The following is a 19,372-nucleotide window of genomic DNA, read 5'->3' on the forward strand; positions in this document are numbered from 1 at the left end:
GGATATGCAATTCCAGCAGCTGCACTATTTCGTCGCGGTCGCCGAGACCAGGCACTTCACCCGGGCCGCCGAAGAGGTCCACGTCTCGCAGCCCTCGCTCTCCCAGCAGATCCGCGCCCTGGAGAACGAACTCGGCGCGGAGCTGTTCAGCCGGGCCCGCGGCAACATCACGCTGACCGACGCGGGCGAGACGCTGCTGCCGCTCGCCCGCCGGATCCTCGCCGACGCGGACACCGCCCGCATCGAGGTCCAGGAACTGGCGCAGCTGCGCCGCGGCCGCATCCGCCTCGGGGCGACCCCGAGCGTCTGTACGGGTCTGCTGCCCGACGTCCTGCGCGCCTTCCACGACCGCCACCCCGGCATCCAGCTCCTGATCGAGGAGGGCGGCTCCCACGACCTCGTCCGCGAACTGGCGCGCGGCGCCCTCGACCTGGCACTCGTCGTGCTGCCGCTGCCCTCGCCTTCGCCCGCCCTGACCACCGTGGAGCTGCTGCGCGAGGACCTGGTCGTGGTGTCGGCGCCCACGGCCCGCGCCCTCGGCAAGGCCGTGCGCATCGCGGATCTCCAGGGCGAGCGCCTCGTCATGTTCCGGCACGGCTACGACCTGCGCGAACTCACCGTCGCCGCGTGCCGGGCCGAGGGGTTCGAGCCGGAGTTCGCGGTCGAGGGCGGCGAGATGGACGCGGTGCTCGGCTTCGTCCGCGCGGGCCTCGGGGTGGCGGTCGTGCCCCGCATGGTCGCGGAACGCGCCGGTTCCGGCCTGCGGGTGACGCCCCTGGCGAAGCCGAGCCTGCACCGCACGATCGCGCTGGCCCACCGCAGCGACGTGGCGCCGCCGCGGGCTGCACGGGAACTGCAGCGGATGCTGGTGGAGCGCTGAGGCTGCCGGTGGCGCGTGGGCGGCTCTACAGTGGCCCTCCCGGTGGGGGGAGGGGTGCCCGTGCCGACTGCGCGAGGCATGGCCCGAGGAGCGGTGCGGGCCGTCCGGCTGCTGCTGGTGTGCGCGGCCGTCACGGGGTGCGCGGTGTGGGGAGCGGACCGATGGGGCGACGCGGCGCGGCAGCAGCTCTTCACCGAGGAGCGCGAAGAGCTGAGCGCACCGGACCCCGACGAGCTGCCGGAGAGGTCCGCTAAATTCCCGGCAGGGCCGCAGGACACCACTCCGTGGCTCCCTCGAAGGGGCAGCGGCGGGGACATCGCCGTCCGCGTCACCCACCACGGCACGAAGGACTGGCGGGTCACGTCCCGGATGCGGCTGAGCCTGCGGGCCGACGACCCGCTCGTCGAGACGTTGCGGACAGAGCCCGAACGCATGGCCGAGGTCGCGTACGTCCTGCCCGGCGGGTACGCGACCGCGCAGCCCCTCGCGAACATGGAGTCCGGGAACGAGGACCAGCCGAACCTCGAGGGCCTCCCCGGCTGGTGCACCGTCAGTCAGCCCACCAAGGGCGGGCGCGTCACGGTCACCGCCGAGCACACCGTCACCTCCACCGGTCTGACCGGCGACCGGCTGGCCCCCTTCAGCCTCGGGGAGCGGGTGCCGGACGGCGACGAGGGCTTCGTGCCCCGTCTGCCGGGCCGCTGGACCTGGAGCCTGAGCCTCCCCCGGGAATGGGGCATGGAGGTCAAGGGCCGCCCGGACCGGCAGACCGCGCACTCGGTCCGTTTCCGCCTCACCCAGCGCGAGGAGGTCGGAGAGGCGATCTCCGTATCCGCCCGGCTGCTCCCTCCGTACGCGGAGATCCCCGAGGACGAGGAGGAGGAGACCGACGCGGCACCCCGGTACCAGGCCGCGCTCTCACTGCTCGCCCTGCTCCTGGCCCTGGGCGGCACCCTGCTCGGCCTGCGCCGCGCGCCCGGTGGCACAGCGCGGCTCCTGCGCCGCACACGCCAGGCCACGGTGGCCGCTTGTCTCCTCCTGGGCGCGGCCATCGGGGCGGTCCTGGAAGACCTGTACCTGCCACGCTGGAGCATCCTCTACTGGGTGTGGGGCTCCCAGTGGTTCGAGAACACGGACCTGGACACCTACACCCTGCCCGTCCAGGCCCGGGCCCAAGGCACGCTCCTGGGCGTACTGCTCTTCGCCCTCCCCGTGCTCGTCACCTCCTTCGGGTACCGGCTGCGCACCGCGCTGCCACCGCCGCCGCGCACCGTGCTGACCGTCACCGCGCCCGCAGCGGCCCTCGTCCTCCTGTCCTGGGTGATGGGCGGCCTTCAATGGACCTGGCCCGTCGCCCAGTGCCTGCTGTGCGCCACCCTGGCCGCCGCTGCCGTCCTCGGCCTGCTTCTGCTCCCCTCGCGGGGGTGGAATCCGCGTCCTCGGGCCGTGCCGCTGGCCGCCGCCGCGTGGTCCGGTGTCTCCTCGACCATCGTGCTGCAGGCACTGCCCCGCGATCTGTGGCAGTCGTATCCCGGAGAACTCTTCATCCTCACCCGCCTCTCGCTGGTGGCGAGTTGGCTTGCCGTGTCCGTGATGCTCGCCCCGTGGGTGATCGCTCTGCTCACACTGGCGCCACCACGGACATCACCGGGTCCGGCCATCGGCCGCCGCCTCGTACTGGGCGTTCTGGTCATCACGGCCTGCCTGCCCTGGTGGACGGCTCTCCGTGAAGAGGTGTCCGGCTCCATGCCGGTCACCTCCGCCCTGTTGCTCCAGCTGGTGGGGCAGAGCCCGGGCGACCGCATGCTCCTCGGTGTCCGCGTCCTGGCCCCCGCCCTCCAGCTGATCTGGCTGGTGGTCACGGCTCTGCTCCTGTTCCACCTCCACAACACCGGCACCACTCGGGGCCATTGGCATCCCAGCGCCCGCGCGAGCTGCGTCCTGCTGCTCGTGCTCGCCGCGAGCTCCACCGTGCTCGGCGCCCCCGAGAGCTGGCTGCCGTACTGGACGACCGGAGCCGCGCTGGCCACCGCCTGGGGCGGTGGGCTCCTGCTGCTGCCGCGCGGCCGCGCCCGGCAGGCCGCACGGCTGCACGCGCGCACCGGCGCCACCCACACCCGCCTGGTCGCGGCACTGGCCCGCGCCCTGCTCTTCGCCGAGGGACGGCACCGGTTCCTGACCTCGTCACGCGCGACGCTCGCCGACACCTCGCTGCCCGCGAACACCTGGGACGAGAAGTGGCAGAGCCTCAAGGAGCCCACGGCGGCGGACGCGGCGCGAGAGACGGCGCGGCTGCGGGCCGCCGCGCTCGGCAGTTCGGCGGGCCGCCCCGCGTGGGCCAACGGCGTCACTGCCACGGCCGCCACCGCGCTGCTCACGCTGCCCTGGAGCGTGTGGACCGCGTCCCAGGCGCACGGCTACAGCGGCGTTCCCGAAGCGGTCACCGTCGCGGGCGGGCCGACCTGCGTCTGGCTCGCGCACGGCTTCACGTACGGCTATCTCTACTCCTGGCTGCGCGGCAACAGCCCGGTGGCGAAGGCGGGCGGGCTGTGGACCGTGATGACGACGGTGCAGCTCCTGCTCCTCGTCCCCAAGCTGCAGACGCCCGGCGAGGCCACCACCCTGTCCGTCTTCCTGCTCCTGGCCCAGAGCACGGTGATGGCCCTCGGCCTCGGCCTGTACTGGGAGATCCGGCTGGTCCGCAGGGCGGATCTGCTCTGGGGGCACATCCGCAACTTCCGGCGGCTCTCCTCGCTCGCCACCCCGGTCAGCGCCGTCCTGGTGGCGGCGATCGCCGCGGCCGTCACCGTCCTCGCGACCGCCTGGGCGAACGACGTCACGGCTCCCGTCGAGACGCCGAGCCCCTCCCAGTCGTCCTCGCCGTCACCATCACCCGGCGCTTCGCCGTGACGGCACGTCCCCCGTCCACGGTTCGCGCTCCGTCAGGCAGTACGTTCCGCCCGCCGGATCCCGCATCACGAGCCAGGCAGCGCCGCGCGAGACGAACTCCGCGCCGTGGCCCTCGTGCCAGGTCCGCACCGCGTCAACGTCCGAGCAGGCGAGGTCGAGGTGGGCGGCCACGGACGCGCCCGGTGTGCCGAGGCGTTGCAGGAGGATGCGGACCGGCAGGTTCGCCGGTGGCCGCAGTGCGTGGAACTCGGGGTGTCTGCCCGCGGCGGACTCCCAGCCGGTGAGCGCCGTCCAGAAGGCGACTTCCACGTCGAACGCCTCCGGTGCCGTGTCCAGGCACACCTGGTCGAGGCGGGCGGTGGCGCCGTCGGGCCCGGCGACCGGCGCGGGGCGGGTGGACTCGCCGTTCCAGGGCACCAGGCAGAACAGCTGTCCACCGGGTGACCTGAGCACTTCGAGGTCGTCCTCCGCGTGGACCGGGTCGGCCCCGAGCGCGCGGGCCTGGGCCGCGGCGGCCGTGAGGTCGTCCACGGCGAGGTCCAGGTGCGCGCCGCCGGAGCCGCCCACGGCCTGTGCCTTCAGATGCGCGTCGCCCCCGCCTTTCGGCAGCAGCGTGACGAACTCGCCGTCCGGGCCCCGGAACGCGGAGAGGCGTGCTCCCGTGACCGCCGCCCAGAAGGCGTACGCCTCCGGGAAGCGGTCACGCGGCCGGTCGATGAAGGCGTACGCCCAGCGGATCACGGCGGCTCAGCCCGTCGCGTCCGCGAGGGCCAGCTCGTGCAGCCGGTCGGGCGGTCCTGGGCGTGCGTAGTACCAGCCCTGGGCGGTGTCGCAGCCCAGTTCCCGCAGCTGGTCGGCCTGCGCGCCCGTCTCGACGCCCTCGACCGTGACCGCGAGGTCCAGGCTGTGGGCGAGCGAGACGATGCCCTCGACGATCTTCAGGTCGACGGGGTCGGCGGGGAAGTGCTGCATGCCCTGGGTGAACGAGCGGTCGAGCTTGAGCACGCTCACCGGCAGCCTGCGCAGGTTGGCGAGGTTGGAGTAGCCCGTGCCGAAGTCGTCGAGCGCGATGTCCACGCCCATCTCGGCGAGCCTGCGCAACGGCTTGAGCAGGTCGTCGTCGGCTCCTATCAGCGCCGACTCGGTGACCTCCAGGCACAGCGCGCCCGGTTCGAGGCCCTCGCGCTCCAGGATGTCGACCGTGTCGGAGACAAGGCCGGGATGGGTGAGCTGCATCGGCGAGAGGTTGACGTTGACGCGCAGCGGCCCTGCGTCGATGCCCCCGGTGGTCCGTGCCTCCCACCGCCGTGCCTGGCGTACGGACTCCTCCAGGACCCAGCGGCCGAGCGGCACGATCAGACCGGTGTGCTCGGCGAGCGGGATGAACCGGTCGGGGCCGATGACGCCGTGCTGCGGGTGCAGCCAGCGCACCAGCGCCTCGGCGCCGCGCACGCTGCCGTCGCCGAGGTGCACGAGCGGCTGGTACTCGATGAAGAACTCGCCGCGTTCCAGGGCGGCGGGCAGCGCGGTGGTCAGGCCGTGCCGGGTGATGGCGCGGGCGTCGGCCTCGGGGTCGGCGAGCTCGTAGCGGTTGCCGCCCGCGGACTTGGCGCGGTACATCGTGATGTCGGCGCTGCGCAGCACCTCCGCGGCGCCGCGCACCCCGGCGGGGCCCTCCACTATGCCGATGCTGCCGCGCACGGTGAGCTCGCGCCCTTCGACGCGGATCGGCGTGGCGAGCGCGTTCATGATGCGCCCGGCGAGCTCGTCCACCTCGGTCTCGGTGTCGGGCCCCGTGGTGAGCGCCACGAACTCGTCGCCGCCGAGCCGCGCGACCATCTCGCCCGGCGCGGTGGCACAGGACTGGAGCCGGTCGGCGACCTCGACCAGGAGCCGGTCACCTGCCGCGTGCCCGAGACTGTCGTTGACCGTCTTGAAGCCGTCGAGGTCGAGGTAGCAGAGCCCGAACCGGGTGTTGCCGCCGACCGCGAGGGCCTTCTCCAGGCGTTCGAAGAACAGCGTGCGGTTGGGCAGTCCGGTGAGCGCGTCGTGCGTCGCCTCGTAGCGGAGCCGGAGGTTGAGCAGCCGGCGCTCGGTGGTGTCCTCCATCAGCGCCAGCTGGTACTGCGGCACGCCGTCCGCGTCGCGCAGCAGGGAGACGGTGAGGTTGGTCCACAGGACCGTTCCGTCGGGGCGGTAGAACGCCTTCTCGACGCGGTAGTGCTCGCGGTCGCCGCGCACCAGTTCCTCGTAGAGGCGCCAGACGTGGGGCGAGTCGTCGGGGTGGGTCCACTCCCCCACGTTGCGTCCGCGCAGGTGGTGCTCGAGGCCGCCGAACATCCGGACGAGGGCGTCGTTCACCTCGAGGACCGTGCCGTCGAGGTCTGCGATGCCGATGCCGATGGCGGCGCCGTGGAAGACCGCGCGGAAGCGTGCCTCGCTCGCGTGCAGGGCCTCGGCGACGGCGCTGCGCGCGCTCAGGGTCGCCCGCGAGATCGCCTCCTGCTCCGCCAGGGTGCGCTCGCGCAGCGCCTGGGCGAAGCCCGCGGCGACGGAGTGCTGGATGCGCGCGGAGCGGGCCCGCAACTCCTCCTGCGGCCCGTCACCGCCGCAGTACAGGACCAGATAGGCGTCCACGCAGTCGAGCGTGCGGCTGAGCGCCTCGGGGTCGGTGCAGTGCGTGTCGATGAGCGCGGCGCCGACGGCCTGGCCCTCGGTGGCCTCGAAGACCCGCTCCTGGAGAGCGTCGCGCAACCTGCGGGCCAGTGGCACCAGTTGCTGCTCGAACTCGGGACGGGTGAGCGAGGTGGCCGTCACGGGGAAGATCGCCCGGCTCCAGATGGTGGCGAACCTGCGCAGTCTGCCCTCAGGTCCGTCCGGCTCGCCGCTCAACGCTTCCGTCCCACGCCCGCGAATCCCGAGAAGGAATAGGGGTCCTCCTCCTCGGGCGCGGTGTCGGGCCGCCAGTGCGGCATCGGCACCAGGCCGGGTTCCACCATGTCGTATCCCTCGAAGAACCGCGCGATCTCGTCGCGCGAGCGCATGATCAGTGGATTGCGGATGTCCTTGTATACACCGACGGTGTGGCCTGCTTGCTCGGCGGGGACGGGGATCCCTTCGTACGAGGCGTGGGTGACGACGATCAGGCTGCCGGGCGCGAGTGCGTCCCGCAGTTCCGCGACCGCCGCGTATGGATCGTACGCGTCCTCGACGAAGTGCAGTACGGCGACGAGGAGAAGGGCCACCGGGCGGTCCAGGTCGAGGGTCGAGCCGACTTCCGAACTGCCCAGAATGTCCCGGGGCTTGCGCAGGTCCCCGGCGAGGACGGCGGACCCCTCGTCGCCCTCGAGAACGGCTTTGCTGTGTGCGACGGCGACCGGATCGTGATCCACGTAGACGACGCGGGCGTCCGCACTCGCCTGCCGCGCCACCTCGTGGACGTTGCCGAACGTCGGGATGCCGGAGCCGATGTCGAGGAACTGGGTGATCCCCTCGCCCACCGCGTGGCGCACCGCGCGGCGCATCAGCGCCCGGTTCGCCTGCATGATCTTGGGGAGTCCCGGCATGAACTCCATCGCCTTGCGGGCCGCCTCCCTGTCCACCTCGAAGTTGTGCGAGCCGCCCAGGTAGTAGTCGTAGATGCGGGAGACGCTGGGCATCGAGATGTCGATGCTCAACGGGGCCCAGGCAGGACGCTCCATCAAGACTCCAAGGCGTAGGGGGGGTGGCACAGACGATCCGTTGTTCGAGGGTGAGGCTACTGATCGTCTGCCAAGGGAGCGAGTCAAAACGGAAATTGGCCGTCCGTTCTCGGTCACTGCCTTTGGCAAGTGCCGTATCCCACAGCGCTAACCGGCCCGCCCCTTCCCTGTGATAAAGGAAGGGGCGGACCGGCCGGTCGAGCGCCGCGCGAAGGGCGTCAGGCCTACGCGGTCGCACCGATCGCCTTGCCCTCGGGGCTCGCCGCGTACCAAGTTCCGCCCACACCCTGGCCATTCGTGTCGCCCGGCTTCTTGTCACCGGAGAAGGTGTACAGCGGCCAGCAGTTGATCGTCTGCTGTTTGCCGCCGTCCGGCCGGTTGTAGGTCATGTACCCCTTCTTCTTGATCCCCTCGGTGTCGGACTTGGCCACGGGGGCGACGGCGGGCCACTTCCCCGCGCACGCGCCCACGCAGTTCGACTTGATCGGCCAGGCCGAGTCCTTGGTGAAGCGGTAGACGGTCATCCCGTTCTTGTCGACGACGATCTCACCGAGTTTCGGGTCATTGCGGGTGGAAAGTCCCGCCGGGTCGGCGGGCGCCGTACCGGCCGCCGCGGGTGCCGCCTTCTTCCCGTCGGGGGCCGCCGCGTACCAAGTGCCGCCGACGCCCTGCCCCTTGGCGTCGCCCGGCTTGGCGTCCTGTGCGTAGCGGTACATCGGCCAGCCGCCGATGGTGAGCTGCTTGGTGCCGTCGGCGGCGGTGACCTCGCCGAGCAGGGACGCGTCGACGCCGGGCGCCGCCTTGGCGCCGGTGGCGGGGACGGCGGGCCAGGCCTTCAGGCAGGCGGCGTCGCAGCGCGACGTGGGGGGCTGGGCGCTGTCCTTGTCGAAGCGGTAGAGGGTGAATCCCGCGCTGTCCGTGACGACCTTGCCGAGCTTCTTGCCGTCCCACACCGCGAGTTGTCCGGCGGACTTGGTCTTGGCGTCTGCGCCCTTGCCGGCGTCGCCCGTGTCCGCTCCATAGCCGTCGTCGGCGCCGTACCCGTTGTCCTTGGCGGGCGCCCCATTGCCCACGTTCTGCCCGTTGGGCGACTGCTCTCCCTTGTCCTGGCCGCACGCCGCCGTCAGCGCGAGGAGAGCCACGGCTGTCACTGCGAGCGCGGCACTCCGCCGCGCCCGAGGGGTACGCCCTACCATCTGCCGCATCGCTGACTCCCGCTGTCCGCTTGGGTGTTGTGCCGCCGTTCTGCGTCACACATGGCCCTAGGTACGGGCGGGAGCCGCTGTCGCGTTCAACCGGTGCGCAAGATTTTTCCCACGCCCGCTCCACGACGGGCGCAGGGGCGCACGCCGTCAAACCTGCCGCCGTCCCATCTCCTTCCTTCGGGTCAATCGGGGGCGACTCCGACGCAACGGGCGCGCGCGGAGCCTCATCATCTGCGTCGTGCACGGATCTCCACGGGTCATATCGGCCCTAGTCACACGCGTATTGGCACTACTCGCACTCGCTCTGATGCTCGGCGCGTCGGCGGCCGCGGGCGCGGCACCCAGCGACGCGTGCGCGTACTCCTCGGTCACCGAGGGCGGCGCGTCGGCAGGGAACGGCGCGGTCGCCGTCGCCGGGGACGGCGTCGTCTGCCGGGCGGGCCCCACCCACCGGCCGAAACCGCCGCCTCCGCCCGCGCCCGCACCACCAGCGCCGAAGCCGCCGCACCGGGCCGCTCCCCCGCCACCACCGCCCCCACCTGCGCCGAAACCCCGGGCGCCGCAGCCACCACCCGCCCCGCCACCGACGACACCCGCCCCGGCGCCACCCAAGCCCGCGCCGGAGCCAACTGCCAAGCCCAAGCCGTCCGTTCGCCCACGGGTCGCCCCTTCCCCGTCCCCGCCGCCCGTGACCTATCCGGCGTACCACGCCCCGCCACGCAAGCATCCGCCCCGCAACGGCCCGTCCCTCGTCTCGCTCACCCTGCTCATCACGGCGCCCGCGGTGCTCGCCGTCGCCGCGCTGCGCCCGCGCTGATCCGCCGGAGGTCTTCATGTCGGAATGGCTTGTTCTCACCCTCGCGATGGCGGCCGCTTGCGCTGTCGTGCTCGCCGTGACGCAGTTGCGGCACCGCAGGACCGGCGCGGACTACGACGCGTCGGAGACCCCGGACGTCATCGAATACATGACGATGATGATCGGCGTCGTCTACGCCATCGTGCTCGGCCTGGCCATCGCGGGCGTCTGGGAAGCACGTGGTGCCGCCCAGGAGCACGTCCGGGTGGAGGCCCAGGCGCTGCACGAGGTCTCCGAGCGGGCCCGGGTCTATCCCGATGACGTACGGGACCGGATTCGTACTGATGTACGCGCCTATGTCAGCCATGTCGTGACCACCGAATGGGACACGATGTCGGCCAAGGGCGAACTCACCCACCGCGGCACCGAGTTGTTGACCCGCGTACGCCACGATGTCACCGATTACCAGCCGAAATCGGACTTCGAGGCGCAGGCGTACCAGCCGCTCGTCGACCAGGTCGCGGCGGCCGACGACGCGCGCAGCGCGCGTGCCGACAGCGCGGGGGCCACGATGCCGGGCGTCGTCTGGTTCGGGCTGATCGCCGGGGGGCTCATCACCATCGGCATGATCTTCGCGCTGCAGATCCGCCGCACCCGGCGGGAGCTGATCCTCGCCGGGCTCTTCTCGGCCCTGTTCGCCTTCCTGCTCTTCCTCATCTGGGACTTCGACGCCCCCTACAGCCGGGGGATCGCGGCGACAGCCGAACCGTTCCACCTGATGTTCCCGGGGCTCGGAGGCTGAGACGGCGGCGCGGGGAGGCGGTCAAGCCGGTCAGGCCGGCCGGCTCCCCGCGCCGCACCCGGAAGGCCGTAGGACCGGAAGGCCGTAAGACCGGATGGCCGGAACACCGAACGACTGGATGTCCGTGAACCGTGCTGCGCCCGGGCCCCGCACGGCGCACTCTTGTGCCATGGCCTGGCAGACACCGATCGTCGTCCATCCGCCCGCCGCCGACGGCGGACGGCGCGTCACCGTGCGCGGACAGGACGTCGGCGTCGCGCACGGCGACCGTGACCTGGCGGAGTTCCTGCGGCGCGCGGGGCTCGGCGACGCGGACATCGCGCTCGACGACCCGCATCTCGTCGAGTGGCGCGGGGGCCCGCACGCGTGGGCGACCCCGGACGACTGAGCCCACTCGGCCCGCCCACCCGGTGCAACGCTGTCCCGATTTGCCAGATCTACCCCTATTGCTAGGGTTTTCCGTGAGCGGACAGATCTGGACAGATGGTGCGTTCAAGTCGGCCCACCGAGGGAGAACGGACCCGACGGAACGGGGACACGCGTGGAGCGGGTGCGGCTGGCCGCCGGGCCACTGGACTGGTCACTGGTCGACGGTGCGGTTCCGCTCGTCGTCCAGGTCCTCGGCGCCCTGGCGCTCGCCGCCCTCCTCTTCTCCCGCGACCGCCGCTGGTGGACCAGGCTCCTGCCGATCGGCGTGGTCGTGGCGGCGCTCCTGACCCTGCTGGTCAAGCTCACCGTCGACGACTGGTGGCAGCCGTTCCCCGACAAGCTCCCCTCGGACGTCGTGGTGTGGATCGGCGTCGCGATCCTCGGCGTATGCCTGCTGCTCTTCCGGATGCCGACGCTGCGCTGGCGCGGCCGTCTCGGCGCGCTCGTCGCGGGGCTGCTCGTGGTCGTGCTCGGCCTCTCCGAGGTCAACATCCACTACGACAACTACCCGACGGCGCGGACCATGCTCGGCACGCAGGACACCGTGAGCCTCAAGGACGCCACCGGCAAGAAGGCCGCCCTGCTCGGCGTGCCGAAGGGCAAGGCGCTGTCCGAGGTGTGGCAGGCGCCCGCGGGCCTGCCCGCCAAGGGCACCGTTTCGACCGCCTCGATCCCCGGCACGAAGTCGGGCTTCAAGGCCCGTGACGCGTACGTCTACCTGCCGCCCGCCTACCGCGCCTCGCCCCGCCCGCCACTGCCCGTGCTCGTCCTGATGGCGGGTCAGCCCGGTGCCCCGCAGGACTGGATCACCTCGGGTCAGCTGCCGGACATGATGGACGACTTCGCCGCGGACCACGCGGGGCTCGCGCCGATCGTCCTGGTGGTCGACCCGCTGGGCTCCTCCTTCGACAACCCGCTGTGCATGGACTCCAGGCTCGGCAAGGTCCAGACGTATCTCGCCGACGACGTCCCCGCTTGGGCGGCGGCCCACCTGCAGACGGCCGAGGGCCGCACGCACTGGGCGGTCTCCGGGCTCTCCAACGGAGGCACCTGCGCCCTGCAGCTGGCGGTCAACGCACCCCGGCGCTACGGCGTCTTCCTCGACATCTCCGGCCAGGACGAGCCCACGCTCGGCAGCCGCAAGCAGACCGTGGACGCGGCCTTCGGCGGCGACGAGGCCGCGTTCGAGAAGGTCAACCCGATGGACGTGATGGCGCGCGAGAAGTTCCCCGACACCGCGGGCATGTTCGTCGCGGGCACCGACGACTCGACGTACCGGCCACAGGCACACAAGGTGTACGAGGCGGCGAAGAAGGCCGGGATGCGGGCCGGGCTCGTCGAGCTGCCGGGCGGTCACAGCTGGCAGGTCTGGCGCCCGGGCCTGCGGAAGCAGCTCCCGTGGCTGGCCTCCCGCCTCGGCCTGACGCCCTGATCCCCTAAGCGACAGAGCCGCACCGGCCCGGCGCCACGCCGTCACGTTCCCCCGCCCGGCGGACAGGAATGCCCCGTTCGCCCTACACCGATCGCGAGGGGTGACGTCCGTACTTAGCGTTTCCGGCATCGAGGTGCATTTCAGGTGAAAGCGGAAGAAGGTCCGCGACTGCTCCTCGGGGACCCGGAGGATCCATCATGCGCGCGATACGCGTCGCCTCGGCCGCTCTGCTCACCGCCACCGCCCTGACCCTCACGGCCCCGACCGCGACCGCGGCCGTGGCGGGCGACGACACGAACAACAACATCACGTCGTTCGGCTTCCGCGTGACCCCCTCGACGATCGCCGCGGGCGGCCAGGTCACGCTGAGCGTGGACAGTTGCGACGGCGATACCAAGGTCACCTCCGGCATCTTCGAGGACGCCACCATCCCCAAGGGCCAGGCGTCCACCACCGCATCGGTGTTCTGGGACGCCAAGCCGGGCGCGATGTACGAGGTGACCTTCGACTGCAAGGGCGAGACCGGCAAGACGGACCTCACCATCGCCACCGGCCGCCCGGACAACGACACGACCCACAAGGGCGTCAAGGCCGGTATCGGCGGCAGCCTCGGCGGGCTCGACCTCCACGAGATCGCCCTCGGCAGCGCCCTGATCCTGGGTGCGCTCGGCACCGCGTACTACAAGACGCGCCGCCGCACGGGCGAGGACAACTCCTGACCCACCCGCTTCGCCCCCGGGACGTCTCCAGATCCCGGGGGCGAAGCAGTGTCATGGTCGGCACCCGGCGCGGAAGGGGTTCGCGCGGGCCCGCCCCGTGCCTCAGATCCGGTTCTCGGTCCTGCGGCGCATCCAGAACACCCCGCCGCCGATGACGGCCAGGGCCACCAACGCGCCGCCGATCGCCATGTCGGTGCTTGTTGCCCCGTCTGTGGTGCTGCCGCCGACACCGCCGCGCACACCACCGTGGATGACCGTGAAGGCGGACGGGCGGGTGAGTTCCTTGCCGCCGCAGTGTGCGGTGATGTCGTAGGCGCCCGGCTGGGCGTTGGCGTGGATGACGGCGGTCGCGCTGGCCGTGCTGCCGCCCGGGATGGCCTGCAGGTCGGCGTCGGGGAAGGCGAGCGAGGTGATCTTCCCGCCGGACTGACAGGACGTGCCGTCGACCGTGACCGTCAGGTGCCCGCCCTTCGGGATGACGCTGGGCATCGCCACGATGTTGGTCGGGTCGGCCCAGGCGGACGCGGTCGGAGCGGCGAGCCCGACGACCGCGCCTGCCGCGGCGGCGACCGCGAGGGCACGTGTGGTGCGCATACGAGATGTACGCATGGGAATCCTCCGCGGAAGACGCCCCGGGGATACCGTCCCCGGTCGATCGGCGAGAGCGCCTCCCAGACAGACCCTCAGATGCCGTGCGCGGGGCCGCATTTCGGGGATCGGCCGTACCGGTGAGACGACACGCCGGGCGGCATCCTCGCGAGCCGACATCGCCGCAGGTCACGGACCGTCAGAAATTTCCTCCCCGGCGCCGACCCGGATGGCGCACCCGGCCCGTCCGCCACCCGTTCGCGCCCGCCCTTTCGCACACCTCGCGCGCCGCGCTTAGCGTTCTCGTACGCGCTACGGACGCGGCTCGCACGCCGCGTTGAGAGGGGATAGAGAATGCCTTCGTCCCATCCTTCGTCCCATTCGGCCGACGATTCGGAATTCCTGGATTTCCAGGAATTCCAGGAATTCCAGGAGGCCGAGAAGCAGAAGAAGCGCGCCCCTTGGGGTGTCATGGCGCTCGTCCTGCTGACCGGTCTCGCGCTGATCCGCAACGGCTCCGGGGAGTTCGACGTGGGCCCGCCGCAGCCCGCTTCGGCCGCCGCCGCTGACGCGGCTCCCGATGCCGCGGGCCGTGGCGCCCCCGCGCCCCTGACGTTCTCGCCCGCCGAGCGCGTGCGGATCAAGGGCATCCAGGTGGACGCCCCGATCATGCCGGTGGGTCTGGACGCCGACGGCTGGGTGGACGCGCCGCCGCCCGAGGACCCGAACCTGGCGGGCTGGTTCACCGGCGCCGTCTCGCCGGGCGAGAAGGGCACGGCCGTGGTGGTCGGGCACGTCGACAACCAGCAGGGCCCCGCCGTCTTCTACGGACTCGGTTCGCTGAAGAAGGGCAATCACGTCGAGGTGCGGCGCAAGGACAAGAAGACCGCGATTTTCCAGATCTACGGCATCGAGGTGTTCGAGAAGGAGAATTTCCCCGGAAAGCGCGTCTATGGGAACAGCGGAACTCCCGAATTGCGGGTCATCACCTGTGGCGGCGGATTCTCCAAGCAGGCCGGGTACGACGGGAACGTGGTGGTGTTCGCCCGCCTGATCGCCGTGCGCTGACACCGGCCCCGCGCGAGCGCTCCCGGCGGGCGAACACCCGGCTCACAGCGCGTAGCGGCTCGGCAGCGTGATGCGGTAGCCGGAGTCGAGCAGCTCCGGCAGATAGGTGCGCAGCGCCTCGACGCTCCCCGAGCGGTTGCCGCCCGCGTCGTGCGAGAGCACCACGACGCCTGGCCCGGCCCCCGCCCGCACCCGGCGCACGATGGTCGGCGCGCCCGGCTCGGTCCAGTCCAGGGTGTCCACGGTCCAGGCGAGCGGCTCCATGCCCAGGTCGGCGCCGAGCTGGAAGGCGTTGCGGTTCCAGGCTCCGTAGGGGGCGCGGAACCAGGCGGGGGCTTCGCCGGTCGCGTCCTCGATCACGTCGCAGGTGCGTTCCATCTGTTCCCGCATCGCGGCCCTGCCGAGGCGCGGCAGCAGCGGATGGTCCCACGTGTGGTTGCCGATCAGGTGCCCGTCGTCGGCCATCTCGCGCAGCAGGTCCTTGTTGTCGACGGCCATCTCGCCACAGACGAAGAACATCGCGCGTACGTCATGTCTGCGCAGCGTCCGCAGGATGTGCGGCGTGTAGCGGGGGTCGGGCCCGTCGTCGAAGGTCAGCACCATCGAGCGGCCGCCTCCCCGGATGCGCAGGATCGGCTCCTTGCGCACCCGTGGCAGGGCGCGCGCGGCGCGCGCGGGGCCGGGGCCCGCCATGGGCTGCAGGCGGTACGCGGAGGGTTTGAGGGCGCGGGCCGCGGGAGGTCCCGCGGCGGGCGCTCCGCCGGATCCGGTGGGGTGCGGGGTGGCCGGGCGTGCCGCGCCCGCGCAGCCCGCGGTCGCGGCCAGGCCGATGAGCGCGGCGGCGCGGAGCAACGCACGCCGCCCTGAAGTCAGCTGATCGTCTTTCATGACTAATCCGTCGCATGGCCGAAGGCCCGGGCGGCACACCAACACCGGGGCGGCCCCCGAAAGCACCCGAACAGACGCCGTCAGGTGCGGCGTACGAGCGGGAAGGGCAGCGTCTCGCGGATGGTCAGGCCGGTGAGGAACATGACGAGCCGGTCGACGCCGATGCCGAGGCCGCCGGTGGGCGGCATGGCGTATTCGAGGGCGTCGAGGAAGTCCTCGTCCAGCTCCATGGCCTCCGGGTCTCCCCCGGCGGCGAGCAGCGACTGGGCGGTCAGGCGCCGCCGCTGTTCCACGGGGTCGGTCAACTCCGAGTAGGCGGTGCCCAGTTCGGTGCCGAAGGCGACGAGGTCCCAGCGCTCAGCGAGGCGCGGGTCGCCGCGGTGCTGCCGGGTGAGCGGCGAGACGTCGGTCGGGAAGTCCTTGTAGAAGGTGGGCAGTGTCGTCTTCTCCTCGACGAGCCGCTCGTACATCTCCAGGACGACGTCGCCGCGGCCGTTCTCCGCCGTGTACGGCACGTCGGCCCGGTCGCAGAGCCGGTGCAGCGCGGGCAGCGGGGTGTCGGCGTCGACCTCTTCCCCCAGCGCCTCGGAGATCGCGCCGTAGACGGTCTTGACCGGCCAGGGGCCTGAGATGTCGTGCTCGACGAGCTTGCCCTCGGCGTCGGCCTTGTGGGCGACGGGGGTGCCGAACGCGGCGGTCGCCGCGCCCTGGATGAGCTCGCGGGTGAGGTCGAGCATCACGTCGTAGTCGGCGAAGGCCTGGTAGGCCTCCAGCATCGTGAACTCGGGGTTGTGCTTGTAGGAGACGCCTTCGTTGCGGAAGGTGCGGCCCATCTCGAAGACCTTCTCCAGGCCGCCGACGCAGAGCCGCTTGAGGTAGAGCTCGGGGGCGATGCGCAGGTACAGGTCGAGGTCGTAGGCGTTGATGTGGGTGGTGAAGGGCCGGGCGTTGGCGCCGCCGTGGATCTGCTGGAGCATCGGCGTCTCGACCTCCAGGTAGCCGCGGTCGAGCAGGCCCTGGCGCAGGGCCTGGACGGCGGTGGAGCGGGCGCGGACCACGTCGCGGGCGGCCGGGCTCGCGACCAGGTCGAGGTAGCGGCGGCGCACCTTGGCCTCGGGGTCGGTCAGCCCCCGGTGCTTGTCGGGCAGCGGGCGCAGGCACTTGCCGGTGAGCAGCCAGTCGGTGACGAAGACGGTGAGCTCGCCCTTGTCGCTGGTGCCGACCGTGCCGGTGGCCGTGATGTGGTCGCCGATGTCGGTGCCGGTGGTGAAGCGGTCGAGTACGTCGGGGCCCGCGGTGTCCCGGGCGAGGGCGAGCTGGCGGTCGCCCGACCAGTCGCGCAGCACGGCGAAGACGACGCCGCCGAAGTCACGTACGAGCATGACGCGTCCCGCGACCGTGACCTGATCCCCCGTCATCTCTCTGGTGACATCGGCCAGTTCATGGGTGCGCGGGGCGAGGCCCACCGGGTAGGGGTCGATGCCTTCGGTGCGCAGGCGGTCGAGTTTGCGGTGGCGGACGCGGATCTGGTCCGGGAGCTGCGACGTGGGGTCGGCGTCGGCCGCGGCGCCCGCAGCGGCGAGGCCGAGCGCGGCGATCGAGGGGAGGCCCTCGGTGGTGGCGGGCTGGGTGACTCCCCGGGGCTTGTGGTGTCCCTTGCCCCAGAGCTGGCGCAGCGACGGCACGGAGACGAAGCCCTCGGCGATGCCGGAGGCCAGGCTGATGCGGGCCAGCGCGCCGCTGTCGCCGTAGCAGATGAAGCGGGGGTACCACTCGGGGTGGTACTTGGCGTTGGAGCGGTAGAGCGCCTCCAGCTGCCACCACTTGGAGAAGAACAGGAGCAGCTTGCGCCACAGCCGCAGGACGGGGCCCGCGCCGATCCTGCCGCCTTCCTCGAAGACCGAGCGGAACACCGCGAAGTTCAGGGAGATGCGGCGCACCCCTGACTTCGGGGCCGCCGCGCACAGCTCGGCGACCATGAACTCCATGACGCCGTTGGGCGCGGAGCGGTCGCGACGCATCAGGTCCAGCGAGATGCCGTCCCTGCCCCAGGGCACGAGGGAGAGCAGCGCGAGGAGCTTGCCCTCGGCGTCGAGCGCCTCGACCAGGAGGCAGTCGCCGTCCTCGGGGTCGCCGAGCCGGTCGAGCGCCATGGAGAAGCCGCGTTCGGTCTCGGTGTCCCGCCAGGCGTCGGCCTTGTCGATGATCTCCTCCATCTCCTCGTCGGTGAGGGTGGAGTGGCGGCGGATGCGGGTGGTGGCGCCGGTGCGGCGGACGCGGTTCACCGCCTGGCGCGTGACCCGCATGTCGCGGCCGTCCAGGTCGAATCCCGCGACGTGCAGGATCGCCTCGTCGCCGAGTTGCAGCGCGCCGAGTCCGGCGCGGGCGTAGGCGGTGGCGCCGTCCTCGGACGCGCCCATGACGGCGGGCTGCCAGGCGTACCGCCTGGCCACGTCGAGCCAGGCGCCGATCGCGTGCGGCCAGCCCTCGCGGTCGCCGACCGGGTCGCCGCTGGCCAGGCAGACGCCGGCCTCGACGCGGTAGGTGACGGCCGCCTTGCCGCTGGGCGAGAAGACCACGGCCTTGTCGCGCCGGGTCGCGAAGTAGCCGAGCGAGTCCTGTGCGCCGTACGCGCCGAGCAGCGCGCGGATGCGGGGTTCCTCGTCGCCGTGCAGCGCCGCTTCCATGCGCTGGGAGCGGAAGAGCGTCGCGGCGGCGTTCAGGAGCGCGAGCGCGCCGAACAGGCCGAGCCAGAAGTGCAGGCCGCGCGGCGGGGTGCCGTCGAAGTAGTCGTGGCCGTGGATCAGACCGCCGCAGACCCGGTTGGCCGCCCAGAGCAGCCGCTCACCGCGCGGCAGCGTGCCGGGGAAGAGCTCGACCAGGCCCCAGCCGACCAGGATCGCGATGCCGAGGCCCGCGGCGAGGACGGCGATGGCCCGCCAGACGGCGCCGCGCCGCGAGTCCGCGGAGAACTCCGCGCGGGCCAGGATCAGCACCACGAAGGCGACGCCGCAGATGACGAAGGACGGCAGCGACTCGCCCCAGTAGCCGAGGGCGGCGCCGAGCACGTCGAAGGCGAGCAGCAGGCCCAGATAGCTGACGACGAGCCACCAGGCGACCTTCTTGCGGGCGGCCGTGGCGGCGGCGAGCAGGAAGAGGAAGACGGCGTACGCGAGGTTCGCGCTGACCGGGACCGTGATCAGGTCCAGGAAGCGGATCACGGGGAGCAGCAGCCGCCGCAGCGGGGCGATGACCGCGAGGACCGCGCAGAAGATGCCGAGCGTGCCGAAGAAGGCGGCGAAGACTTCGGGAACGCGGCTCAGGAATCCGCCGCGCGGGGATATCCGCCCGCTGACGTCGGGCTCCTCCGTGCTGACAGTCATGGCACGACTCTAGGAAGTCCGGCGCCTCCCCGCCCGTCGACCTGACTCCGTGGCCCGCCTGCCCTCAACAGGAAAGCGCGCCTCCGTTAACCTCTCGGCGTGAGCGAAGACCAGTCCCACCAGTTCGAACGCGGCACCGACGGGCCGAAGGTGATCGTCGTCGGAGTCGACGGCTCCGATTCGTCGCTCCGCGCGGCGGCATATGCCGGGGGCCTAGCCCGGCGCCAGCGGGCGCTGCTCGCCGTGGTGTACATCCAGCCGGTGATGGCGGCCGGGGCCGCGCTCGGCGCCCCGGTCGCGGAGACCACCGACGAGATCGCCGAGGGACTGATCGCGGACATCCGCGAGGCGACCGAGCGGGTGAAGGACATATTCGCCATCCGGTGGGAGTTCCACACCTTCCGCGGCGACCCCTACAGCGGCCTGGTCACCGCGGCCGACGACCTCAAGGCGGACGCCGTGGTCGTGGGCGCCTCGGAGCAGGCAGGGCACCGCATCGTCGGCTCCGTCGCCGTACGTCTGGTGAAGGCGGGCCGCTGGCCGGTCACCGTCGTCCCCTGACCGCGCTGGT

General features: G+C 71.9%; 16 protein-coding genes. 9 read left to right on the forward strand and 7 right to left on the reverse strand.

Annotated features, from left to right (window positions below; genetic code table 11):
• Positions 1 to 4 precede the first annotated feature (4 nt).
• Both CP970_RS02960 and CP970_RS02965 read left to right on the forward strand, forming a co-directional pair.
• Entirely contained in the window at positions 5 to 880 is an 876-nt protein-coding gene (locus CP970_RS02960) for a LysR family transcriptional regulator (RefSeq protein ID WP_055551443.1), read from the forward strand.
• A 60-nt stretch (positions 881 to 940) separates the two neighbouring features.
• The gene (locus CP970_RS02965; RefSeq protein ID WP_150492923.1) at positions 941 to 3,790 is read left to right on the forward strand and encodes a hypothetical protein; all 2,850 of its coding nucleotides are present in this window, start codon (positions 941 to 943) and stop codon (positions 3,788 to 3,790) included.
• On the opposite strand, the gene CP970_RS02970 is transcribed toward CP970_RS02965, so the two are convergent.
• The 4 genes from CP970_RS02970 to CP970_RS02985 form a co-directional block, all read right to left on the reverse strand.
• Entirely contained in the window at positions 3,770 to 4,531 is a 762-nt protein-coding gene (locus CP970_RS02970; RefSeq protein ID WP_055551438.1) for a VOC family protein, read from the reverse strand. The genes CP970_RS02965 and CP970_RS02970 overlap by 21 nt on opposite strands.
• Positions 4,532 to 4,537: 6 nt before the next feature.
• Entirely contained in the window at positions 4,538 to 6,682 is a 2,145-nt protein-coding gene (locus CP970_RS02975) for a putative bifunctional diguanylate cyclase/phosphodiesterase (RefSeq protein WP_055551436.1), read from the reverse strand.
• Positions 6,679 to 7,491, reverse strand: coding sequence for an SAM-dependent methyltransferase (locus tag CP970_RS02980; protein WP_055551433.1), 813 nt, complete (start codon positions 7,489 to 7,491; stop codon positions 6,679 to 6,681). Before CP970_RS02980 ends, CP970_RS02975 begins: the two co-directional genes overlap by 4 nt.
• A gap of 224 nt (positions 7,492 to 7,715) precedes the next feature.
• On the reverse strand, positions 7,716 to 8,687 hold the full coding sequence (locus CP970_RS02985) for an SCO0930 family lipoprotein (RefSeq protein WP_150494736.1): 972 nt from the start codon (positions 8,685 to 8,687) through the stop codon (positions 7,716 to 7,718).
• 292 nt (positions 8,688 to 8,979) lie between these two features.
• On the opposite strand from CP970_RS02985, the gene CP970_RS43995 reads away from it, so the two are divergent.
• From CP970_RS43995 to CP970_RS03010, 5 genes are all read left to right on the forward strand, one after another.
• Positions 8,980 to 9,513, forward strand: a complete 534-nt coding sequence (locus CP970_RS43995; RefSeq protein ID WP_224059404.1) for a hypothetical protein — start codon at positions 8,980 to 8,982, stop codon at positions 9,511 to 9,513.
• Positions 9,514 to 9,529: 16 nt separating this feature from the next.
• Positions 9,530 to 10,294 carry a bestrophin-like domain gene (locus tag CP970_RS02995; protein ID WP_150492927.1) on the forward strand — a complete coding sequence of 255 codons (765 nt, stop codon included), beginning with the start codon at positions 9,530 to 9,532 and terminating at the stop codon, positions 10,292 to 10,294.
• Positions 10,295 to 10,463: 169 nt separating this feature from the next.
• Positions 10,464 to 10,682 (forward strand): hypothetical protein, encoded by a 219-nt coding sequence (locus CP970_RS03000; protein WP_055545046.1) that lies wholly within the window; start codon positions 10,464 to 10,466, stop codon positions 10,680 to 10,682.
• Between the two features lie 153 nt (positions 10,683 to 10,835).
• On the forward strand, positions 10,836 to 12,155 hold the full coding sequence (locus CP970_RS03005) for an alpha/beta hydrolase (protein WP_206188625.1): 1,320 nt from the start codon (positions 10,836 to 10,838) through the stop codon (positions 12,153 to 12,155).
• Positions 12,156 to 12,352: 197 nt separating this feature from the next.
• Positions 12,353 to 12,874, forward strand: coding sequence for a hypothetical protein (locus CP970_RS03010; protein ID WP_055545047.1), 522 nt, complete (start codon positions 12,353 to 12,355; stop codon positions 12,872 to 12,874).
• A gap of 102 nt (positions 12,875 to 12,976) precedes the next feature.
• On the opposite strand, the gene CP970_RS03015 is transcribed toward CP970_RS03010, so the two are convergent.
• Positions 12,977 to 13,468 (reverse strand): hypothetical protein, encoded by a 492-nt coding sequence (locus tag CP970_RS03015; protein ID WP_055545048.1) that lies wholly within the window; start codon positions 13,466 to 13,468, stop codon positions 12,977 to 12,979.
• Between the two features lie 465 nt (positions 13,469 to 13,933).
• Between CP970_RS03015 and CP970_RS03020 the strand changes: the two genes are divergently transcribed.
• Positions 13,934 to 14,530, forward strand: coding sequence for a class F sortase (locus CP970_RS03020; RefSeq protein ID WP_224059140.1), 597 nt, complete (start codon positions 13,934 to 13,936; stop codon positions 14,528 to 14,530).
• A gap of 42 nt (positions 14,531 to 14,572) precedes the next feature.
• Here the strand turns inward: CP970_RS03020 and CP970_RS03025 are convergent, their stop codons facing one another.
• Together CP970_RS03025 and lysX are read right to left on the reverse strand one after the other, a co-directional pair.
• Complete coding sequence (locus CP970_RS03025; protein ID WP_055545049.1) at positions 14,573 to 15,418, reverse strand: polysaccharide deacetylase family protein; 846 nt, start codon at positions 15,416 to 15,418, stop codon at positions 14,573 to 14,575.
• An 80-nt stretch (positions 15,419 to 15,498) separates the two neighbouring features.
• The gene (gene lysX, locus CP970_RS03030; protein WP_055545050.1) at positions 15,499 to 18,801 is read right to left on the reverse strand and encodes a bifunctional lysylphosphatidylglycerol synthetase/lysine--tRNA ligase LysX; all 3,303 of its coding nucleotides are present in this window, start codon (positions 18,799 to 18,801) and stop codon (positions 15,499 to 15,501) included.
• Positions 18,802 to 18,900: 99 nt separating this feature from the next.
• Here lysX and CP970_RS03035 point away from each other — a divergent pair, with 99 nt between their 5' ends.
• Positions 18,901 to 19,362 (forward strand): universal stress protein, encoded by a 462-nt coding sequence (locus CP970_RS03035; RefSeq protein WP_055545051.1) that lies wholly within the window; start codon positions 18,901 to 18,903, stop codon positions 19,360 to 19,362.
• Positions 19,363 to 19,372: the final 10 nt, after the last annotated feature.

The organism is Streptomyces kanamyceticus (genome assembly GCF_008704495.1).
Classification (GTDB): domain Bacteria; phylum Actinomycetota; class Actinomycetes; order Streptomycetales; family Streptomycetaceae; genus Streptomyces; species Streptomyces kanamyceticus.